Source organism: Rhizorhabdus sp. P4_G6, from assembly GCF_056401045.1.
The window spans coordinates 209469-229929 of record NZ_JBFUKC010000001.1; the positions used below are offsets into that span (position 1 = coordinate 209469).

Genomic DNA, 20461 nt, shown 5'->3' on the forward strand with positions numbered 1-20461 from the left:
GAGGGAGATACAAGTTGACCCATCCGAATATGAATTGCCCTGTCTGCGCGGTACCGCTGACGATGAGCGAACGTCAGAATGTCGAGATCGACTATTGTCCGCAATGCCGCGGCGTCTGGCTCGACCGCGGCGAGCTCGACAAGATCATCGAGCGATCGGCCGCAGAAGCCGTGCCTGCGCCGCAGGGACGCGAGCAGCACTATGCGCCGCCGCCCCAACAGCAGCCCTTTGGCTATGATCCGCGCTACAAGCACAAGCGGAAGAAGTCGTTTCTGGAAGAGCTTTTCGACTGACCCGCGCGTCAGACGCCTGAGAAGCCGGGCTCCACCGGAGTAACGCCATAAGGAAAAAGAAGAGGGGCGCCGGATCTCTCTGGCGCCCCTCTTTCCGTCAGGCCGATTACGCCGCCTGCTTGGCCCGGCTCGCGCGCTTGCGCTCATGCGGGTCGAGGTGGCGCTTGCGCAACCGGATCGACTTCGGCGTCACTTCCACCAGTTCGTCGTCGTCGACATAGGCGATCGCCTGTTCCAGCGTCATCCGCTTCGGCGGGGTCAGCCGGATCGCGTCGTCCTTGCCACCCGAAGCACGGAAGTTGGTAAGCTGCTTCGCCTTCATCGGGTTGACTTCGAGATCGTCGGTCTTGGCATTCTCGCCGATGATCATGCCCTCATAGAGAGCCTCGCCATGCGCGACGAAGAGAATGCCCCTCTCCTCGAGCGGGCCAAGCGCATAGCTGTTCGCCTCGCCAGCACCGTTCGAGATCAGCACGCCGTTCTTGCGGCCCTCGATATTGCCCTTGTGGGGGCCATATTTCTCGAACAGCCGGTTCATGATGCCAGTGCCGCGGGTGTCCGACAGGAACTCGCCATGATAGCCGATCAGGCCGCGCGATGGCGCCGAGAAGGTGATGCGGGTCTTGCCGCCGCCCGAGGGGCGCATGTCGAGCAGCTCGGCCTTGCGGATCGCCATCTTCTCGACGACGGTCCCCGAATATTCCTCATCCACGTCGATGACCACGGTCTCGTACGGCTCTTCCTTGCCGCCCTGCTCATTCTCGCGGAACAGCACGCGCGGGCGCGAAATGCCGAGCTCGAACCCCTCGCGGCGCATCGTCTCGATCAACACGCCGAGCTGGAGCTCGCCGCGACCAGCGACTTCGTAGCTGTCCTTGTCGGCGCTCTCGGTCACCTTGATCGCGACGTTCGATTCCGCTTCGCGGAACAGGCGGTCGCGGATCATCCGGCTCGTCACCTTGGTGCCTTCGCGACCAGCCATCGGGCTGTCGTTGACGGCGAAGCGCATCGACAGCGTCGGCGGATCGATCGGCTGCGCATGCAGCGGCTCGGACACGGTCGGATCGGCGATGGTGTTCGCCACCGTCGCAACGGCGAGACCGGCTATCGAGATGATGTCGCCCGCATTGGCTTCTTCGACCGGAACCCGCTCCAGGCCACGAAACGCCATGATCTTGGACGCACGGCCGGTCTCGACGATCTTGCCGTCCGGATCGAGTGCGTGAATCGCCTGGTTGGTCTTGACCGAACCCGAGAATACCAGGCCAGTGAGGATCCGACCGAGGAAATTGTCGCGGTCGAGCAGGGTCACCAGGAACTTGAAGGGTCCGTCCGGATCGGCGGCCGGCGCCGGCACATGATCGACGATCTTCTGGAACAGCGGCTTGAGGGTGCCCTCGCGCGCCTGCGGGTTTTCGCTGGCATAACCGTTGCGGCCGCTGGCGAAGAGAACCGGGAAATCGAGCTGCTCGTCGGTGGCGTCGAGCGAGACGAAGAGGTCGAATACTTCGTCCAGAACTTCCTGGGTGCGCTCGTCGGGCCGGTCGATCTTGTTGACGACCACGATCGGGCGCAGGCCCAGCGCCAGCGCCTTGCCCGTCACGAACTTGGTCTGCGGCATCGCGCCTTCGGATGAATCGACCAGCAGAATCACGCCGTCAACCATCGACAGGATGCGCTCGACCTCACCGCCGAAGTCGGCGTGGCCGGGCGTGTCGACGATATTGATGCGCGTGCCTTCCCACTCGACCGAAGTGCATTTCGCCAGAATGGTGATCCCGCGCTCCTTCTCGAGATCATTCGAATCCATCGCGCGTTCTTCGATGCGCTGGTTGTCGCGGAAGGTGCCCGACTGACGGAATAGCTGGTCGACGAGCGTGGTCTTGCCATGATCGACGTGCGCAATGATCGCCACGTTGCGGAGGCTCATGATTCTGATGATCCTGATTGGAGGTATTTGCCGGCCGCATAGCTGAATTGGCGCAACGCAACAAGGCCGGAACCGAGTGAGCGATGCGGCGGCGCTGATCTCGCAACCGCAATGCGCGCCGCGACGGGCAAAAAAAGGGGCCGGTTCGTTGGAACCGACCCTTGAGTTATTAGGAGAGGATGCCTGAAAGGCCCGTTCCTTTTGCGGTGCAGCGTTCGATTCGACAACTGCTCATGCAACAACGATAGATGCAATTTTTGCAATCATTGCATTTTGAGCATTTGCACCAGCTGGATCGGAGTAGGGCCGCAGACCGTATCGCTTGAATAATGCACCTCTTGCCGCCATCTTCCGCCTCGTCAAAACATAGGGAGATGCCGGCAATGGCCAGCACGACGACGACCGAAGAACCTGATCTCGTCCTGCAGGCGCCGGCACCCGTCAAGGTGCTCGCTCCCGATAAGGCCGCCGGCCTCGTCCCTCTGAAGGACGAGCAGCGCAGCCAGCTCGATGAAAAGGTCGACAGCTTCGTCGACGAGCTGGTGGCGCAGGACGTCAATAGCCCCGAGTTCGGCAAGCGGGTTGATTCGATCAGCAACATGGGCCGTCGTGAAATCGCCGAGGCCGCGGGTCAGTCGAACCGTTTTCTCGATCGCCCGGTGCGCGCGATCGACGCCGACACCGGCGTCGGCGCCGATCTCGCCCAGCTGCGGCGGACGATCGAGGATCTCGACCCGGGCAGCAAGGGCGACCTGTTCACGCGCAAGAAGCTGTTCGGCATCTTTCCGTTCGGCAATCGAATGCGCGACTATTTCGACAGCTACAAATCGGCGCAGAGCCATATCTCCTCCATCCTGCGCAGCCTTGCGTCGGGCAAGGACGAGCTGATCAAGGATAACGCCGCCATCGATGTCGAGCGGCAGAATCTCTGGGCGGCGATGGGCAGGCTCGAGCAGATGATCCATCTCTCGAAGACGCTCGACGAGCGGCTCGAGACCAAGGCGCTCGAACTCGACAGCAGCGATCCCGAAAAGGCCAAGGCAATCCGCGAAACGGCGCTCTTCTACGTGCGCCAACGCAGTCAGGACCTGCTTACCCAGATGGCGGTGACGGTGCAGGGCTATCTGGCGCTCGATCTCGTCAAGAAGAACAATGTCGAACTGGTCAAGGGTGTCGACCGCGCCTCCACCACGACGGTAGCGGCGCTGCGCACGGCGGTCACCGTCGCGCAGGCCCTGACCAACCAGAAGCTGGTGCTCGAGCAGATCACCGCTCTCAACAGCACGACTGCGAACATGATCGATTCCACCGGGGAGATGCTCAAGAACCAGACCGGCGAGATCCACAAGCAGGCGGCCGCCTCGACCATTCCGGTCGAGACGTTGCAGCGGGCGTTCCAGAACATCTACGACACGATGGACGCGATAGACCGCTTCAAGGTCGAAGCGCTGTCCTCGATGAAGCAGACCGTCGGCACGCTTACTACCGAAGTCGAGAAGTCGCGCGGCTATATCGCGCGGGCCGAGGGCGCGGCGCAAAGCCAGGCCGAGCCTTTCCGGGCGCTGGAATAGCCGCCATGGTCGACAGCCGCGGCACCATGGATCGCGCCGAGGAAATCCTCGAAAGGGTCCGCGCGCGCACCTCGCCCCGGCAGATCAAGGCGCATCGGCGGCGCGTGGCCGGCTTCTTCCGCCGCGTGAAATATGCGTTCTTCGCGGTGCTCGGCGTGATGCTAGCCGCCGGATTGATCGGTACGTTCATAACTCCACTGGGTATCGGCGGCTTTTTCCTGATGCTGGTCGCGATGGCGATCGTCTTCTTCGGCATCCTCGGCTGGCCGCACGCTGCCGAGCCGACCCCGGAGCAGATGGCGAAGAGCGATCTGCCGCTGCTGCCCTCGCAGACCGAACGCTGGCTCGAAGCGCAGCGCCCTGCCCTTCCCGCCCCGGCGCAGCGGCTTGCAGACGAGATCGGCATCAAGCTCGAGGCGATCGGTCCGCAGCTTGCCACGCTCGACGCCCGTGCGCCCGCGGCCTACGAACTGCGCAAGCTGATGGCGGAGGAACTGCCGGAACTGATCGACGGCTATAAGCGCGTGCCCGAAGCAATGCGCCGCGCCGACCGCAACGGCAGTTCGCCCGACAAGCAGCTTGTCGAGGGCCTGCGGGTTGTCGACGAGCAGTTGGTACGGATGGCCGAACAACTCGCGAGCGGCGACCTCGACAAGCTCGCCACGCAGGGGCGTTATCTCGAGCTGAAATATCGCGGAGAGGACGGCGAGACGAGGTAAGCCATTCCGTCACAGGGACGGAGCGGGTCAAGGGGGCGAACCTCTACTGAGATCCCGGCATCCGCCGGGATGACGAGCCTGGCTGGTCGACCCTGTCCGCCTGTCTGATCCCCGTCACAAGCCTTTCGATCGCATCGGGATAGGATGGGCCGCCGCAGGTCGTCAGCGCCTCGGGGATATCGATCCGCCGCGCCTTCGGGATCGACCGCGACAGCAGCGGATGCTCCAGCATCTCGGTGCCCTTGTCGGTCACGCGGCCGCCATTGTCGACGATCAGGAAGTCGGGCCGGGCCATCGCCATCTCCTCGATCGACAGATAAGACAGCATCGGCCGGTTCAGTCGCGTCGCAAGGTTCACCAGCCCAGCGCGGTGCATGATCTCGTCGATCAGGGTGCCCTGCCCGGTCAGATAGCCGCGCCGCTGATAATAAGCCGCGGTCCGGCCCCTGCCCGGCGGGTTGCCCGGCTTCGCCAGGCGGCTGCGCATCGATGCGATCAACGCCTCGCCGCGCGCCGGGTGGCCGATCGCCGCGGCGACCATCCTGGTGGTGCTCTCGATGCTCGCCAAATCATCGTCCCGGGGCAGGTCGATGATCGTGACCTTGTGGCTTCTAAGCACCGCCAGCGCCGCCGGAGTGCCGAAACCGGACGTAAATACAAGGTCGGGCTTCAGCGTCAGCATCTCCTCGGCGCTGCCGCGGATCGCCGGGAAGCGGCGCGCCTTCGCCACGCCCCACGACATCGCCGGATCGTGCGAGAAGCGATTGAGCGCGACGATCTGCGAAGGATCGGCGAGCGCGAGCAGATATTGATCGGCGCACAGGCTCAGCGACACGATCCGCTTCGGAGCGGCGGTGGCGGGCGCCGCGCAGAGCAGTGCCGCGGCCAGCAGGAACCAGCGATGATTTCGGAACCGCATCGCCTTCTCAATCGAAGATCGGGCGGCTAGGGTCAAGCGAGCGCGATGACCATCAGCCCCCTAACCCGACGCATGTTGCTGATTGCCGCTCTCGCGCTGGCCGCGACGCTGCTTGGCGTCGGATCGCTGCTGACCGGGCCGACCCGCTTCGGATCCCGCGAGATCATCGAGATCCTCTCCGGCAGCGGTGACCCCATGCTGCGCGCCGTGCTGCTGGAGCTGCGCTTGCCGCGAGCGTTGCTGGGGCTGCTGGTCGGTGCGATGCTTGGCCTCGCCGGTGCGGTGCTGCAGGGCTATCTGCGCAATCCACTCGCCGAGCCTTCGGTGCTCGGCACCTCCAACGCGGCCGCCCTCGGCGCGGTGGTCGCCCTCTATTTCGGGCTGACGCAAGCCCATCCGCTGAGCCTGCCGCTGCTGGCTATCGGTGGCGCGCTGATCGGTCTGGCGCCGCTGATGCTGCTCGCCGGCCGCGCCGAAAGCCCGCTGTCGCTGATCCTCGCCGGCATAGCGGTCGGCACGCTGTCCGGCGCCGGGATCAGCCTTGCGCTCAACCTCGCGCCGAATCCCTTCGCGGCGATGGAGATCATGAGCTGGCTGATGGGCTCGCTGGAGGATCGCTCCTTCGTCCATCTCTGGCTTGCTCTGCCGTGCATCGCCATCGGCGCGGTGCTGCTGTTGTGGAACGGCCGGGCGCTCGATGCGCTCACCCTTGGCGAGGATGCGGCGCAAACCCTCGGCGTCGACCTGCGCGCCCTGCGCTGGCGACTCCTCGGCGGGATCGCGATCGGCGTCGGCGGAGCGGTGGCGGTGTCCGGGGCGATCGGGTTCGTCGGGCTGATCGTGCCGCATCTGCTACGTCCGCTCGGCGATCGTTCGCCATCGGCGCTGCTGCTGCCTTCCGCTCTAGGCGGAGCGGCACTGCTCAGCGCGGCCGACATCGCCGTCCGGCTGATCCCGACCGACAGCGAACTCCGCCTCGGCGTGCTGACGGCGCTGCTCGGGGTCCCGGTGTTCCTCTACCATCTGGTTCGCGAGCGACGGCTATGGTGAGTCTCACCATTTCAGCGCTGCAGGTGGTGCTTGGCAAGCGCACCGTCCTCCATGCTGTCGATGCCCGGATCGAACCCGGTGCGCTGGTCGGGGTGATCGGGCCCAACGGGGCGGGCAAATCGACGCTGGCGCGGGCCATCACCGGCTTGATCCAGCCTGCTGCGGGACAGGTCCTCATCGACGGATCAGACGTGCAGCGCGTGCCGCGCGCGAGGCTTGCGCGTCGCATCGCCTATCTGCCGCAGGGGCAGATGGTTCATTGGCCGCTGACTGTGGAGCGGCTGGTGTCGCTAGGCCGCCTGCCGCACCTGGCGCCGTTCTCCTCGGTTGGCGGTGCCGACCGGGCGGCGGTTGAGCGTGCGATGGCGCGCGCCGAAATACTCGAGCTGCGCGATCGCGTCGTAACCGAATTGTCCGGCGGAGAGCGCGCCCGCGCGCTGATCGCGCGTGCGCTTGCCGTCGAAGCGCCCGCCCTCATAGCCGACGAGCCGCTCGCGGCGCTCGATCCAGGCCATCAGCTGCAGATGATGGAGCTCCTCAAGGCGGAGGCCGCTGCCGGGACGCTGGTGATCGCGGTGCTCCATGACCTGGCGATGGCAGCGCGCTTTTGCGACAGGCTGATCCTGATCCACGAAGGCCGGCTGGTCGCCGATGGCCCTGCCTCGACCGTGCTGACCCCGGAACATCTGAGCCGCTGCTATAATATCCGGGCCTGGACCGGGACGATCGAAGATCAGCCGGTGGTGCTGCCCTTGTCGCGATCCTGACCGCCCGGCGCCGCGAAACTCAGATAGGCGAGCCGCCGCACCTCGCGCCGCCCGCGCACCACCGTAGCAAGTATCAGGCCGCAGAAGAAATTGAGCACGGCCAGGATGATCAGGCCGGTCGCGAGCAAGGCCGTCGGCAGTCGCGGTACCAGTCCGGTCTGCAGATAGGTGATGCCCAGCGGTATCGCGAGGATGATCGCGAGCAGGGCGAGCAGCCCTCCGATCGCTCCGAAGAAGAGCACCGGTTTCTCGATCCGGAACAGCGTACCGATCGTCGACAGGATCCGCCAGCCATCGCGATAGGTCGACAGCTTGGAGGTCGAACCCTCCAGCCGGGCGCCATAATGGGTGACGACCTCACCGACCGGCATCTGCAGTTCCAGCGCATGGATGCTGATCTCGGTCTCGATCTCGAAGCCCGCCGAAAGCACCGGGAAGCTCTTAACGAACCGTCGCGAAAAAACCCTATAACCTGATAAGATATCGGAGAAAGTTCTCCCAAAAAGGCGCGCCAGAAGACCTGTCAGCATCGCGTTTCCGAAGCGATGGCCACGGCGATAGGCCGCCTCCACCTCGGATCGCCGGGCGCCCACCACCATGTCGAGGCGCTCGTCGAGCATCATCCGGATCATCTCCGGCGCTGCCGATGCATCATAGGTCGCGTCACCATCGGCCATGACGTAGATCTCGGCTTCGACATCGGAGAACATGCGCCGGACGACGTTGCCTTTCCCCTGCATCCGCTCCGTGCGGACGATTGCCCCCGCCGCCCGCGCGACCTCGACGGTGCGGTCCTTGCTGTTGTTGTCGAAGACGTAGATGCGTGCGTCAGGCAGCGCCGCCTTGAAGCTGGCGATCGTCGTGGCGATCGCCGCCTCTTCATTGTAGCAAGGTAGGATCACGGCGATATCGGCTGGCATGGCGGCAGTGATAGAGGTCATTTCGGCTATTGTCATCGACCCTCAGGCGGTTGCCAGTCTGGCATGTAGTCGTTGTTGCCGACCAAGGCGCCGCGATAACGGCTTCTCGACGAGCAGATACAACAGGCAGCCCGCCGCTACGCTGATCGCGATCGACAGCAGCGCATATAGCGCCAGCGCCCGCAAGTCGGTGGCGAGGCCCAGCGCGCGCCACAGCTGGCTCGTCGCCGACAGCGTGATCATGTGCGACAGGTAGATCGAATAGGAGGCGTCGCCCAGTGCATGCAGCAGCGCCGAGCGAAACAGCCCTTGATGCGCTTCCACCACCAGCAGGCCTGCCAGCAGCAGCGCCGATGGCAGGCCGCTGGCGAGCAGGCGTGGAAGGGCGACAACCTGTGGCAGCATCATGACCCCCGCGGCGCCGATGGCCAGCATGGCCCAACCGGTAGCGGAGGATAGCCGCGCCAGGCCAGCGCCCCGGGTTGCGATCACGCCAACCGCGACGCCCAGCCCGAACTCTAGCAGCATGCCCGATGTGTAGAAGCCGCCAACGCTGTCGGGCGCCTGGCGGCTGATCGAGCCGAGCAGCACCAGCAACGCCAGGGTCGCGATCATGCCGGCGAAACGCCATGACGCCGGCACCAGCAGGAACAATCCGAACAGCAGATAGAAGAACATCTCATGATTGAGCGTCCAGCCGGGGATGACCACCGGCTCGATCATATGCGTGAGCGGGTGGCTGTAGCCGACGAACAGGAATGATGCCGCGACATGAGCAAGATCGAACCGCGAGGATTGCAGCAGGCCGGGCGAGACCAGCATGAGCGCCGTGACGAAGCCGGTAACCGCCCAGTAGAGCGGGACGATGCGCAGGATGCGGCGACGCCAGAAGGTCAGTGGCGTGTCCTGCGGACGCCCCACCGTGGTCACCCACATGATGAATCCGCTGATGACGTAGAAGATGTCGACTCCGCCCGCCAGCCCTGCCGGCCAGGGCCCGGCATAGCCCATCCGGCCAAGCTGTACGGGGACATGATAGATGAGCACCATGATCGCGGCGACGCCGCGCAGATACTGGACTCCGGCCAATTCGCCGACATCCCGCAACGCCGTGCGGCGTCGGTCGCTCTGGTCCACGGACGCGTTCAAAGATCCACCCGCCCCCGGGGCCTCCTGCCTGTAATGCCAGGCGAGCCGGCGCACGCTACGCCCCCGTCTCCTGCCCGCCACTCCTGCGCCGTCATCAGGGATTAGCGATGGCATTGCAACGCATGATCGGGCTAGCTCTCCGCCATGCACGAAGATTATGCGCTGTTCGTAGCCATCGTCGAGGCCGGCAGCCTCTCGGCCGCCGGGCGGCGCCTGCGAATCTCACCGGCGATGGCGTCCAAGCGGCTCGCGCGCCTCGAAGCCCGCCTCGGCTCTACGCTCGTCCACCGCACCACCAGGCGGCTGGTGCTGACAGACGTCGGCCAGGGCTTCTACGAGGATGTCCGCCGCATCATCGAGGAGACGCGCGCAGCGGAGGCGCGCGTCGCCGGTCGGATCGGCCAGCCCGGCGGTCGACTGCTCGTATCTGCGCCGACGTCCTTCGGCCGGCTGCACATCGCACCCCACCTCAAGGGCTTTCTGGATCTCAATCCTCGCATCGAAATGTCGCTGGAACTGGATGATGGATTTTCCGACCTTCTCGCCGAACGGGTCGACATCGCCATTCGCATCGCATCCGAGCCCGCGGGGTCGCTGGTGGCGCACCGGCTTGCCGACAACCACCGCATCTTATGCGCTGCGCCCGTCTATCTCGCCGAGCATGGCACGCCCGCCGGCATCGCCGATCTTGCCAGCCATCGACTGCTCGCTGCCGCCCATCAGCTGCCCTGGCGGCTCGAGGGCCCTGCCGGCCCGGTCACTGTCGATGGCGCCAGTGCCGTTCGCACCAATTCGAGCGAGGTCGCCCGCGAACTGACTATCGCCGGGCTTGGCATCGCGCTGCGCTCGACCTGGGACATCGGCCCGGCGCTGCGCAACGGCACATTGGTCCGCGTTCTTCCCGATGTCTGCGGGGCAACCGACGTCGCGATCTACGCGGTCCACCCGCGCGGCGCGGAAACCGCCCCGAATGTGCGGGCGTTCATCGAGTATTTCCGGGCACTCTTCTCGCCGCTGCCACCCTGGGATAGGTGACCGACATGATCGAACGACTCCGCGACATAATGGCGCGGCTGCGCCACCCCGAAACAGGCTGCCCGTGGGACGTCCAACAGGATTTCCGCACGATCGCCCCCTATACGATCGAAGAGGCCTATGAAGTCGCCGATGCCGTCGAGCGCGACGACATGCCGGCCCTGTGCGACGAGCTCGGCGATCTTCAACTCCAGGTCGTCTTCCACGCGCAGATAGCCGAGGAAAGGGGGGCTTTCAGCCTCCAGGACGTGCTCGACGGCATTAGCGACAAGATGACCCGGCGCCATCCGCATGTCTTCGGCGAGGGCGCAAGCCCCGGCTGGGAGGAGATCAAGGCCGCCGAGCGAGCCGGAAAGTCCGACGACCGGAGCGCCCTGGCCGGCGTCGCGGCCGCCCTGCCCGCGCTACTGCGCGCCGAAAAGCTCCAGAAGCGGGCGGCGCGAACCGGTTTCGACTGGCCCGACCCAGCGGGGGCCCTCGCCAAGATTGAAGAAGAAATCGCCGAAGTCGCCGAAGCGCGATCCGACGAACATCGCGCCGAGGAGATGGGAGATCTTCTGTTCGCGGTGGTCAACTGGTCGCGCAAGCTGGGAATCGATCCGGAAGCGGCACTGCGTGGCGCGAATGCCAAGTTCGAAAAACGATTCCGGACGATAGAGGCGATGGCAGGCGATACCTTCGCGGGTCTTTCGCTGGACGAGAAGGAAGCACTTTGGGTGGAGGCGAAGCGAACATAAGAGCGAGCCTCCGGAACGGCGCTCAATCCAGTCTACCGCGCCTCGAACCGGGCGAGATCGCTGTTCGAAAGCCGCACCTCGACGGCTATGCGGTCGCCGTCGACCTCCTGCCCGAGCACCTCACCATTCTGGTGCAGCCAGGCGAGCGCCGAGCCGTCCTGTAGTGAAACCGACAAGGTCCTTACGCGGTTTCCGGTCGAGAGGCGTTCGGAAACGACCCGACGTAGGGTATCGACGCCCTCGCCCGACAGCGCCGACAGGGTCACCACATCCTCGCGACGCATCGCCTCGGCTTCAATCGCGGCGCGTGATTCGGCATCGAGCATGTCGATCTTGTTCCAGATCTCGATGATCGGGGCGCCCTCTCCGGCGTCATGGTCCGGCGCGCGGGGGCCGACCCCGATATCCCCCAGCACGCCGAGCACGTCGGCGGCCTGGGCGTCGCTGTCGGGATGAGCGATGTCGCGGACGTGGAGGATGAGATCGGCGCCGGTCACCTCCTCCAGCGTCGCGCGGAACGCTGCAACGAGCTGCGTAGGAAGGTCCGAGACGAAGCCGACGGTGTCCGACAATATCGCCTTGTCGATGCCGGGGAGGCTGATCTGGCGCATGGTCGGGTCGAGCGTGGCGAACAGCAGGTCCTCAGCCATCACCTTGGCGCCGGTCATCCGGTTGAACAGGGTCGACTTGCCGGCATTGGTGTAGCCGACCAACGCGATAACCGGCCAGGGCGCGCGCTGCCGCCGGGCACGATGGAGCCCGCGGGTGCGCCGGACCTGCTCCAGTTCACGACGCAGCTTGGCCATGCGGTCCCGGATCAAGCGGCGGTCGGCCTCGATCTGGGTTTCGCCCGGACCACCGAGAAAGCCGAAGCCGCCGCGCTGGCGTTCGAGGTGGGTCCAGCTGCGGACGAGCCGGCCGGCCTGATAATCGAGATGGGCCAGCTCGACCTGCAGGCGGCCTTCCGCTGTCGCCGCGCGTTCCCCGAATATCTCAAGGATCAGCCCGGTTCGGTCGATGACCTTGGCTTCTATCGCTTTTTCGAGGTTGCGCTGCTGGATAGGGGTAAGAGCCGCGTCGACGATGATCAGTTCGGCCTCGCCCATCCGTGCGGCCGTTGCGATCTGGTCAACCTGACCCGAACCGAACAAAGTGGCGGGCTTGGGATCGCGCAGCCGGAAGGCAAGCTTCTCCACGACGTCGACGCCGATGGCGGCGGCCAGACCCGCCGCCTCGTCGAGCCGTGCCTCGGCACTGCGCTGGCTGTCGCCGGAACGCTCGGGCAAAGCCACCAGCGCTCGCGCGCCGCGGCTCAGCCCGTCGTCATCTTCACGGTTGAAAACGCTCAATCGTCCTCATCTTCGTCGTCGCTATCGTCGACCTCGGCGAGGTTGATAGGATGCGCTGGCTGCACCGTCGATATAGCATGTTTGTAGACCAGCTGGCTCAGGCCGTCGCGCCGCAACAACATGCAGAACAGGTCATAGGCCGCGATCTCGCCCTGAAGCATCACGCCATTTACCAGGAACATCGTCACCGGCTCACGCGCCTTGCGCACTGCCGACAGGAACACTTCCTGCAGCAGGTGGGCCTTCTTCTCCTCGAAGCTCTTGTCGATCTCGCTCATGTCGATCGGATGCGCGGGCATGACCGTCGATATCGCGTGCTTGTAGATCAGCTGGGACTGGCCATCGCGGCGCAGCAGAACCGAAAAATTGTCGAACCAGGTGATGATGCCCTGGAGCTTCACGCCCTTGACGAGGAACATGGTGACGGGAGTCTTGGTCTTGCGGACCGAGTTCAGGAAGATATCCTGGAGATTATTGACCTTATCGGCCATTGCCGGTCTCCGGTCTTGGCGGGTCATGGCCCGCTGGTTGCGCCGTGCTTAGCGTCGTGCAGCCACGCCTTATGCGGGGCTACAGGGATGATAGCGAAGCGAATCGCCGGCGTCCATCTCGCAGTTGCAGCATTCAATTCGGCGCACAGATGCCGAGGAATCGCCGGCCTATTCCACCTCATCCTCGCGAGGATCGACCAGCCCCAGCGTCTTCAGCTTGCGGTGAAGGGCCGACCTCTCCATCCCGATGAACGACGCGGTTCGCGAGATATTCCCCGAGAAGCGCCTGATCTGGACGCGCAGATATTCGCGCTCGAAGGTTTCGCGGGCTTCGCGCAATGGCGTTCCCATGATCGATCGCGCCGCTTCGCCAGGTGCGAGGCGAGCCTGGTCGCTCAGCACCTCCGGCGGTAGCATGTCGAGCTCGATCCGGCCGATGCGGTCGCCTGGCGCCAGGATGATCGTCCGCTCGACGATGTTACGCAGCTGGCGGACATTGCCCGGCCAGTCATAGGTTTGCAGCGCGCCGACCGCGTCGTCGGTGACCATCGGCGTGGGCACGCGCCGCTCGGATGCGAATCGGGCAAGGAAATGCTCGACCAGTGCTGGGATATCCTCCCGGCGCTCGTTGAGCGCGGGTATATGAACCGGCACGACGTTCAGCCGGTAATAGAGATCCTCCCGGAACCGGCCCGCTTCGATCTCGTCGGCAAGGTTCCGCGCGGTCGCCGAGACGACCCGCACGTCGACCTTGACGATGCGCTGGCCGCCGACCCGGTTGAACGCCTGCTCGGTCAGAACCCGCAGGATCTTGGCCTGGGTCGTGAGCGGCATGTCGGCGATCTCATCGAGGAACAGCGTTCCGCCATGCGCCTGCTCGAGCAGGCCGGGACGGAGCAGTTCGCCATTCGCCTCGACGCCGAACAGCTCCTCCTCGACCCGCTCCGGTTCCATCCGCGCCGCGCTGACGACGATGAAAGGAGCCTGGGCGCGATTGCTCCACAGATGGAGCAGGCGCGCCGCCACTTCCTTGCCTACGCCGGCGGGGCCGCTGACCAGCACGCGGCTTCCGGTTGCCGCAACGCGCTTCAGGGTGGCGCGGATCGCGTTGATGGCCCCGGAATTGCCGGTAAGCTCTTCCTCCTGGCCAATCTGGGCCTTCAACGTCGCATTCTCGCGGCGCAGACGATCGGTCTCGGTCGCGCGGCCGACCAGCAACAGCAGCTGCTCGGCTTCGAAGGGCTTCTCGATGAAGTCGGTCGCGCCGCGGCGGATCGCCGCCACCGCGGTATCGAGATTGCCATGGCCCGAGATCATCAGCACCGGCAGGGTAGGATCGCGCCGCTTGATCTCCTCGAGCAGATCCAGCCCGTCGAGCCGCGAACCCTGCAGCCAGACGTCCAGCAGCACCAGCGACGGACGGCGTTCATCGAGCGCAGCGAGCGCGGCATCGCTGTCGGCCGCGGTGCGCGCGGAATAGCCCTCGTCCTCGAGGACGCCCGCCACCAGGTCGCGAATGTCTGCTTCATCGTCGACGATCAGGATTTCCAGAGCCATGGCTCAACCAGTTCCACTTCGCGTGAGTTCAGGAAATTTCGCGTCTTCATTGTCGTGCACGGCATCGTCGGCAACGCTCAGTCCGCGAAGCGATTCGAGGTCGAAATCCAGCTCGACCAGAGTGCCGCCGCCGGGCCGGTCGCGCAGCGCCAGCGTCCCGAGATGGTCCTCGACGATCTTGCGGACGATCGCGAGGCCGAGGCCGGTGCCGCGCTTGCGCGTCGTCATATAAGGCTCGGTAAGGCGATTGCGCTCGGCCGGCAGGCCGGGGCCATTGTCGGCCAGCAGGATGCGCAGCCGCCGGTCGTCGGCGCGGATCGTCATCGCGATCACCCCCGGCGCCTGCTGGGCAGGATTTTCCTCGATCGCCTCGACCGCATTTTTGACGAGGTTGGTGAGCGCCTGGCCCAGCTGGCGGCGATCGCACACCATCGTGGGTGCGAGCCCCTCGCTGTCCAGGCTGAAGCTGATGGCAGGATGCGCCACCTCGTGCAGGAACAGCGACTGGCGCGCGATGTCCACCACCGCCTCGGCGCGAAAGGCCGGCTTCGGCATGCGCGCGAAGGACGAGAATTCATCGACGATGCGGCGCATGTCGCCGACCTGTCGGATGATCGTCGCGGTGAGCCGCTCGAACACGCCGGGGTCCGACTGCACTTCATTGCCATAACGGCGTTGCAGCCGCTCGGCCGCAAGCTGGATCGGAGTGAGCGGATTCTTGATCTCGTGGGCAATGCGGCGGGCGACATCCGCCCAGGCGGCGCGGCGCTGGTCGGCGAGACGCTGGGTGATGTCGTCGAACGTCAGCACATGCGCGCCCTCTGCCGCCACGCACCGCACCGCCAGCGTTCGCGGCTCGCCATCGACGACGACCTGGACGACCACTTCGCGGTCGCCGCTGTCGATGACATGATCGAGTTCGGGCGAGATATCGGCGAGCGCCACGCCCTCCACCATCTGCTCGAGGTTGAGCAGGGCGACGGCCGACGGATTGACCAGCGTGATGTGGCGCGCGCGATCGACCGAGATGACTCCCGCGGTGACGCCCGAAAGAACCGCCTCGATGAACGCGCTGCGGCTTTCGAGCTGGCTGTTCGCGGCGACGAGCGCGCCGGTCTGCTCGCCCAGCTTGCGCGTCATGCGATTGAAGGCACTGCCGAGCGTGCCGATCTCGTCGGGCGTGGGGGCGCTATGGACCCGCGCAGACAAGTCGCCGGCGGCCACGCGCCGCGCCGCCGCGACCAGTTCGTTGACGGGGCGCACCAGCCTGTCCGCGACCGTCATCGCCACCCAGATGGCTATGCCGAAGATCAGCAGCGACATGATCATCAGCAGGATATTGAAGCGTAGCTGGAGCGCGCGAGCGCGATCCACCGTCGCGATATAGTCGCCCAGCGCGGAACGGGCGCGTGCCGCCTGGGACAGCACGTCGCGGTTGGATTGGCGCGAGATGTAGAGATAGGTCCGGCTCGCGGAATCGAGCAGGATCGTCCCCTCGATCCGGTCGCCCGATTCGGCCGTGACGCGCGGCTGGCCGCCTTGCAGGAAAGGCAGCGTAGCCGGCGGCAGCCGCTTGTCGAGCGGTCGCTTGTCGAGATTTGCGAGTGCGATCAGCTGGGGCGTGCCGTCACGGTCGATGCTGATGATGGCAGACTCCGACAGACCGCGATATGCCACCTGCCGCGCAAAGAACGGTGCGAAACGCGGATCGTCGACCGTCGTTGCCGTCAGCGCCCCGCGCAGGTCTCCGGACATTGCCAATATGTCGCCCAGCAGCCGTTCCTTGCTCTCGGTGACATAGGCGCGGGCAACGCTCTCAGAGCTTTTCAGCACCACGCGAGCCTTGTCCGAGAACCAGAACTGGGTGCCGACCTGGAACAGCAGCGATGCGAAGATGACGACGAGCAGCGTCGGAACGGTGGCGATCAACGAGAAGAAGGCGACGAGCCGGACATGCAGCCGCGCCTTGCCGCCGAGTTCCGACCGCGCGGCCCGATGTTGGGCCACGCGGCGTGCGACAAGCACCATGAGGCCCATGAACGCGATGAGGTTGGCACCCAGCAGCGCTGCCGCCACCGATGGCGAGATCGGCACCTCGGGCTTATCGCTGGCTGTGACGATGCGATAGCTGGCGACGAAGATGAGCAGCGCCGCGACAGGCACCGCGATTTCCAGGAGGGGGATCAGGCGGCGAGGCCGCAACGCTGCCGCCGCCCGTCGCTGCAAACGCTTATATGCGAGTCCCAAAGCCGCCATCGTGACCAGAATACCACAAGAGCGTGGCTTCTGGAACACAGTAAACCGGCAACTGGTCGTCCCGGCACGTCATTTCGACCATTGAGGCCGACTCAGTCGCCTCGGCGAGCCGCCACCGCGTCGATCGACAGATCGGTCAGCTTCTTGCGCAAAGTGTTGCGATTAATCCCCAGCAGCCGCGCCGCGCGCAACTGGTTTCCCTTCGACGCCGCCATGCTAAGCTCGAGCAGCGGCCGCTCCACCTCCGCCAGCACGCGGTCATAGAGCCCGTCGGGGGGCAGGTCGCGGCCGAAAGTAGCGAAATAGCGGGCGAGATGCTGCTCGACCGCGTCCGCCAGTCCGCCGCCATTGCCGCTGACCATGGGCCCGGTGTCGATCATCGCCGGCTGCTGGAATTGCTGCTCGACGAGCGCCGCCGTGATCACGTCCTCGCGGCTCAACACGGCCAGGCGGCGCATGAGATTTTCGAGCTCGCGGACATTGCCGGGCCAGCCATGCTGCATGAGACGGGTGATCGCGCCCGGATCGAGCGCCTTGCGCGGCAGTCCGTCGGCCGCTGCCCGCTCCAGGAAATAGCGCGCCAGCTCGCCGATGTCCTCGCCGCGCTGGCGCAGCGCCGGCAAGCGGATCGGCACGACGTTGAGCCGGTAATAGAGATCTTCGCGAAAGCCGCCATCGGCTATCAGCCGCGGCAGATCCTTATGAGTCGCGGCGATGATGCGGACATCGGCGCGGATCGAGCGGGTGCCGCCGACCGTCGTGAACTCGCCCGCCTGGAGGACGCGCAGCAGCCGGGTCTGCGCCTCCATCGGCATGTCCCCGATCTCGTCGAGAAACAGCGTGCCGCCCTGGGCCTGTTCGAATCGGCCGGCGGTGCGTGCCTGGGCGCCGGTGAAGGCGCCGCGCTCGTGCCCGAAAAGCTCGGACTCGATCAGTTCGCGCGGGATCGCCGCCATGTTGATCGCCACGAACGGTGCCGAACTGCGCGGCCCGAAATCGTGGACCGCGCGGGCCACCAGTTCCTTGCCGGTGCCGGACTCGCCGAGCACGAGGACGGTCAGATCATTGGCGACGACGCGGGCGATCGTCCGATAGACTTCCTGCATCGGCGGCGAACGGCCGATCAGCGGCAGGTCCTCGGCGGCCTCGGTAACGCGCAGCGCGCTGCCGCTGCTCATCCGCGCGGCCAGTGCATCGGCCACCGCACGGGTCAGTTCGCCGAGATCGAACGGCTTCGGCAGATAGTCGAACGCGCCCTGCTCGGTCGCGCGCAACGCGGTGGTAAAGGTGTTCTGCGCAGACAGGACGATGATCGGAAGGCCGGGATTTTTTTCCAGCACCTCCGGAATCACGTCGAGGCCATTGCCGTCGGGAAGGACGACGTCGGTGACGAGCACCTGGGGATTGAAGCTGGCGAACAGGCGGCGCTGTTCGGCGACCGAGGCCGCCGTCTCCACGACATAGCCGGCTCGGCGCAGGGCCTCCCGGACGACGGTGCGGATCGCGGCATCGTCGTCGACGACGAGCACCCTGCCCCCGAGCGTGGTCATGCCGTCACCCGGGCGCGCGGCAGCAACAGACGGAACACCGTCTTGGGCGGCGTGCCTTCGCGCGCATATTCGATGATGCCCCCCTGATCGGACACCAGCTTCTCGACCAGCGCCAGCCCCAGCCCGCTGCCGGTGCGCTTGGTCGTGACGAACGGATCGAACAGGTGGCCCTCGATCTCCTCGGACGCGCCGGGGCCATCGTCGATCACGCAGAGTTCGATGGGCAGCGGCTGGCGCGCGTCGCCATCCGCGCGGCGCATCGACACGCCATGGCGATAGGCGGTGGTCAGGGTGATCGTCCCTTCGCTGTCGGTCATCGCCTCCGCCGCGTTCTTGAGCAGGTTGATGAGGATCTGGACCAGCGAATCGCGGTGGCCGAGCACCGCGGGCAAGGACGGGTCATAGACTTCGCGGATCGTCCGGCCACGCGCAAAGCCCTTGAGCGCGACCTCGCGAGCATGACCGAGGATCGCATGGATGTTCTGCGGAGCCATCTCGATGGGCCGTGTATCGGTGAAACCCTGCATGCGGTCGATGAGCGCGGCGACCCGGTCCACCTCCTCGCGGATCAGCCGGGTGAGCCCGCGCGACTCCTCGTCGCAGGTTGTTTCGAGCAGCTGTGCGGCACCGCGAACGGCGGACAGCGGGTTCTTGACCTCATGCGCGAGCATCGCCGCGGCCGCCACGGCAGTGCGGGTGCCGCCCTCACGATCGATCGATCGGGCGCCGAGTGCGCTGCGGGCATGTCCATGGATCGAGACAGCACGCCAACCAAGCCGGTCTGGCAGCGGCGCAACCATCAGGTCGACCCGCATCCGCCGCCGATCCGGCAGGGTGATGTCGACGTCATAAGCTGCGAATGGGGCATCGCTGGGCATCGTCRTCAGCGGATGGCCGATCGCATCGAAGATCGCGCGGCCGACGATCTGGGTGCGGCTGAGGTTCAGAAGCGACTCGCAGGCGGCGTTGATCTCGATCACCCGGCCCTCGGGATCGATGACCATCACCGCAGTCGCCATCACCGCCATGATCTCTGCGGGAGACGGAGAGTCGGTCGGCCTGTCGGCCGCGGGTCCCCGCCAGGCGAAGCGGATCAGGCTGCCGCCCGGGAGAGCCATGGCGCATAATATTCGCGGAGCATCGCAAGAACCGTCTCGGCCTGCGGCTCTTGGTTCACCTTGTTGCGGAAATCGGCCGATCCGGGCAGGCCTTTCGTGTACCAACCGATATGCTTCCGCGCCATGTTGACGCCAACGTCCTTACCGTACAATTCGAGCATTTCATGATAATGCGCTGTGATTACGTGATATTGCTCTTCAAGCGAAGGATCTGGCCGGACTTCGCCGCTTTGCAGATATTGCATCACCTGCGCCAGCAGCCACGGGCGGCCATAGGCGCCGCGGCCGATCATCAGGCCATCGGCACCCGACTGGTCCAGCGCCGTCACGGCATCGTCGATCGAACAGATGTCGCCGTTCACGATCACCGGGATCGACACTGCATCCTTGACCCGCCGGATGAACGCCCAGTCGGCCGAGCCCTTATACATCTGGCAGCGGGTGCGGCCATGGACGGTGATCATCCGCACGCCGACATCCTCCGCGATGCGGGCCAGTTCAGGCGCGTTGAGGCTGTCATGATCCCAGCCCATCCGCATCTTCAGCGTCACCGGCACGTCGACTGCCTTCACGGTCGCCTTGACGATCTCGACCGCGAGTTCGGGGGTCCGCATCAGCGCCGATCCGGCATCGCCGTTGACGACCTTGCGCACCGGGCAGCCCATGTTGATGTCGATGATCGCGGCGCCGCGATCCTGGCTGAGCCGCGCGGCCTCTCCCATTTCCCTCGGCGTACAGCCGACGAGTTGCATCGACACCGGTTCCTCGGCCGGATCCCACAGCGCCTTCTGCACCGACTGGCGCGTCTCGCGGATCGCGGCCTGGCTGGCGATCATCTCGGTGACGTTCAGGCCTGACCCATAGCGCCGCACGACCTTCCGGAACGGCAGGTCGCTCACCCCGGTCATCGGCGCGAGAATGACGGGCGTATCGATCCGCACGGAACCGATATCGATGGGGCGAAGCCTAGGAGTCATCAGAGCCATATTGCCTAAAAAAGCGGCACCGCCTCTAGCCGCAAAGCGGCTGGCGGGCAAGCACGGCGTCGGC

At 65.5% G+C, this 20461-nt stretch carries 18 protein-coding genes; 7 read left to right on the forward strand and 11 right to left on the reverse strand.

Translation table 11 applies throughout. The annotated features are described in order from the left end of the window. Nucleotides 1-29: 29 nt before the first annotated feature. On the forward strand, nucleotides 30-293 hold the full coding sequence (locus AC1DPF_RS01005) for a TFIIB-type zinc ribbon-containing protein (protein ID WP_477866957.1): 264 nt from the start codon (nucleotides 30-32) through the stop codon (nucleotides 291-293). A 106-nt stretch (nucleotides 294-399) separates the two neighbouring features. Here the strand turns inward: AC1DPF_RS01005 and typA are convergent, their stop codons facing one another. Continuing rightward, nucleotides 400-2223, reverse strand: a complete 1824-nt coding sequence (gene typA, locus AC1DPF_RS01010) for a translational GTPase TypA (RefSeq protein ID WP_477866315.1) — start codon at nucleotides 2221-2223, stop codon at nucleotides 400-402. A 383-nt stretch (nucleotides 2224-2606) separates the two neighbouring features. Between typA and AC1DPF_RS01015 the strand changes: the two genes are divergently transcribed. Both AC1DPF_RS01015 and AC1DPF_RS01020 read left to right on the forward strand, forming a co-directional pair. Continuing rightward, nucleotides 2607-3794 (forward strand): toxic anion resistance protein, encoded by a 1188-nt coding sequence (locus AC1DPF_RS01015; protein ID WP_477959239.1) that lies wholly within the window; start codon nucleotides 2607-2609, stop codon nucleotides 3792-3794. A gap of 5 nt (nucleotides 3795-3799) precedes the next feature. Continuing rightward, nucleotides 3800-4513 carry a hypothetical protein gene (locus AC1DPF_RS01020; protein WP_477866311.1) on the forward strand — a complete coding sequence of 238 codons (714 nt, stop codon included), beginning with the start codon at nucleotides 3800-3802 and terminating at the stop codon, nucleotides 4511-4513. 43 nt (nucleotides 4514-4556) lie between these two features. Here the strand turns inward: AC1DPF_RS01020 and AC1DPF_RS01025 are convergent, their stop codons facing one another. After that, the gene (locus AC1DPF_RS01025; protein ID WP_477959241.1) at nucleotides 4557-5432 is read right to left on the reverse strand and encodes an ABC transporter substrate-binding protein; all 876 of its coding nucleotides are present in this window, start codon (nucleotides 5430-5432) and stop codon (nucleotides 4557-4559) included. Between the two features lie 45 nt (nucleotides 5433-5477). Here AC1DPF_RS01025 and AC1DPF_RS01030 point away from each other — a divergent pair, with 45 nt between their 5' ends. Both AC1DPF_RS01030 and AC1DPF_RS01035 read left to right on the forward strand, forming a co-directional pair. Further along, on the forward strand, nucleotides 5478-6482 hold the full coding sequence (locus AC1DPF_RS01030) for a FecCD family ABC transporter permease (RefSeq protein WP_477866307.1): 1005 nt from the start codon (nucleotides 5478-5480) through the stop codon (nucleotides 6480-6482). Further along, nucleotides 6476-7249 carry an ABC transporter ATP-binding protein gene (locus AC1DPF_RS01035; RefSeq protein ID WP_477959243.1) on the forward strand — a complete coding sequence of 258 codons (774 nt, stop codon included), beginning with the start codon at nucleotides 6476-6478 and terminating at the stop codon, nucleotides 7247-7249. Before AC1DPF_RS01030 ends, AC1DPF_RS01035 begins: the two co-directional genes overlap by 7 nt. Here the strand turns inward: AC1DPF_RS01035 and AC1DPF_RS01040 are convergent. Further along, nucleotides 7216-8190, reverse strand: coding sequence for a glycosyltransferase family 2 protein (locus AC1DPF_RS01040; RefSeq protein WP_477959245.1), 975 nt, complete (start codon nucleotides 8188-8190; stop codon nucleotides 7216-7218). The genes AC1DPF_RS01035 and AC1DPF_RS01040 overlap by 34 nt on opposite strands. A 21-nt stretch (nucleotides 8191-8211) precedes the next feature. Then, the gene (locus AC1DPF_RS01045) at nucleotides 8212-9318 is read right to left on the reverse strand and encodes an acyltransferase family protein (protein ID WP_477959247.1); all 1107 of its coding nucleotides are present in this window, start codon (nucleotides 9316-9318) and stop codon (nucleotides 8212-8214) included. A gap of 144 nt (nucleotides 9319-9462) precedes the next feature. Between AC1DPF_RS01045 and AC1DPF_RS01050 the strand changes: the two genes are divergently transcribed. Both AC1DPF_RS01050 and mazG read left to right on the forward strand, forming a co-directional pair. Beyond that, a complete protein-coding gene (locus AC1DPF_RS01050) occupies nucleotides 9463-10353 on the forward strand; it encodes a LysR family transcriptional regulator (protein WP_477866299.1) in 891 nt (296 codons plus the stop codon). Nucleotides 10354-10358: 5 nt separating this feature from the next. Next, the gene (gene mazG / locus AC1DPF_RS01055; RefSeq protein WP_477866297.1) at nucleotides 10359-11090 is read left to right on the forward strand and encodes a nucleoside triphosphate pyrophosphohydrolase; all 732 of its coding nucleotides are present in this window, start codon (nucleotides 10359-10361) and stop codon (nucleotides 11088-11090) included. Between the two features lie 32 nt (nucleotides 11091-11122). On the opposite strand, the gene hflX is transcribed toward mazG, so the two are convergent. The 7 genes from hflX to dusB all read right to left on the reverse strand — a co-directional run bounded on the left by hflX (nucleotide 11123) and on the right by dusB (nucleotide 20388). Next, complete coding sequence (gene hflX, locus AC1DPF_RS01060; RefSeq protein WP_477959249.1) at nucleotides 11123-12439, reverse strand: GTPase HflX; 1317 nt, start codon at nucleotides 12437-12439, stop codon at nucleotides 11123-11125. Continuing rightward, entirely contained in the window at nucleotides 12436-12957 is a 522-nt protein-coding gene (hfq, locus tag AC1DPF_RS01065) for an RNA chaperone Hfq (protein WP_477866293.1), read from the reverse strand. The genes hflX and hfq overlap by 4 nt, the downstream gene beginning before the upstream one ends. Nucleotides 12958-13098: 141 nt before the next feature. Next, nucleotides 13099-14487 (reverse strand): nitrogen assimilation response regulator NtrX, encoded by a 1389-nt coding sequence (gene ntrX, locus AC1DPF_RS01070; protein WP_477866291.1) that lies wholly within the window; start codon nucleotides 14485-14487, stop codon nucleotides 13099-13101. A 3-nt stretch (nucleotides 14488-14490) separates the two neighbouring features. Further along, a complete protein-coding gene (locus AC1DPF_RS01075; RefSeq protein WP_477866955.1) occupies nucleotides 14491-16743 on the reverse strand; it encodes a sensor histidine kinase in 2253 nt (750 codons plus the stop codon). Nucleotides 16744-16835: 92 nt separating this feature from the next. After that, the gene (ntrC, locus tag AC1DPF_RS01080) at nucleotides 16836-18293 is read right to left on the reverse strand and encodes a nitrogen regulation protein NR(I) (protein WP_477866289.1); all 1458 of its coding nucleotides are present in this window, start codon (nucleotides 18291-18293) and stop codon (nucleotides 16836-16838) included. Then, nucleotides 18290-19411, reverse strand: coding sequence for a two-component system sensor histidine kinase NtrB (locus AC1DPF_RS01085; RefSeq protein WP_477959251.1), 1122 nt, complete (start codon nucleotides 19409-19411; stop codon nucleotides 18290-18292). The genes ntrC and AC1DPF_RS01085 overlap by 4 nt, the downstream gene beginning before the upstream one ends. Next, nucleotides 19387-20388 carry a tRNA dihydrouridine synthase DusB gene (gene dusB, locus AC1DPF_RS01090; RefSeq protein ID WP_477959481.1) on the reverse strand — a complete coding sequence of 334 codons (1002 nt, stop codon included), beginning with the start codon at nucleotides 20386-20388 and terminating at the stop codon, nucleotides 19387-19389. Before dusB ends, AC1DPF_RS01085 begins: the two co-directional genes overlap by 25 nt. Between the last annotated feature and the right edge of the window lie 73 nt (nucleotides 20389-20461).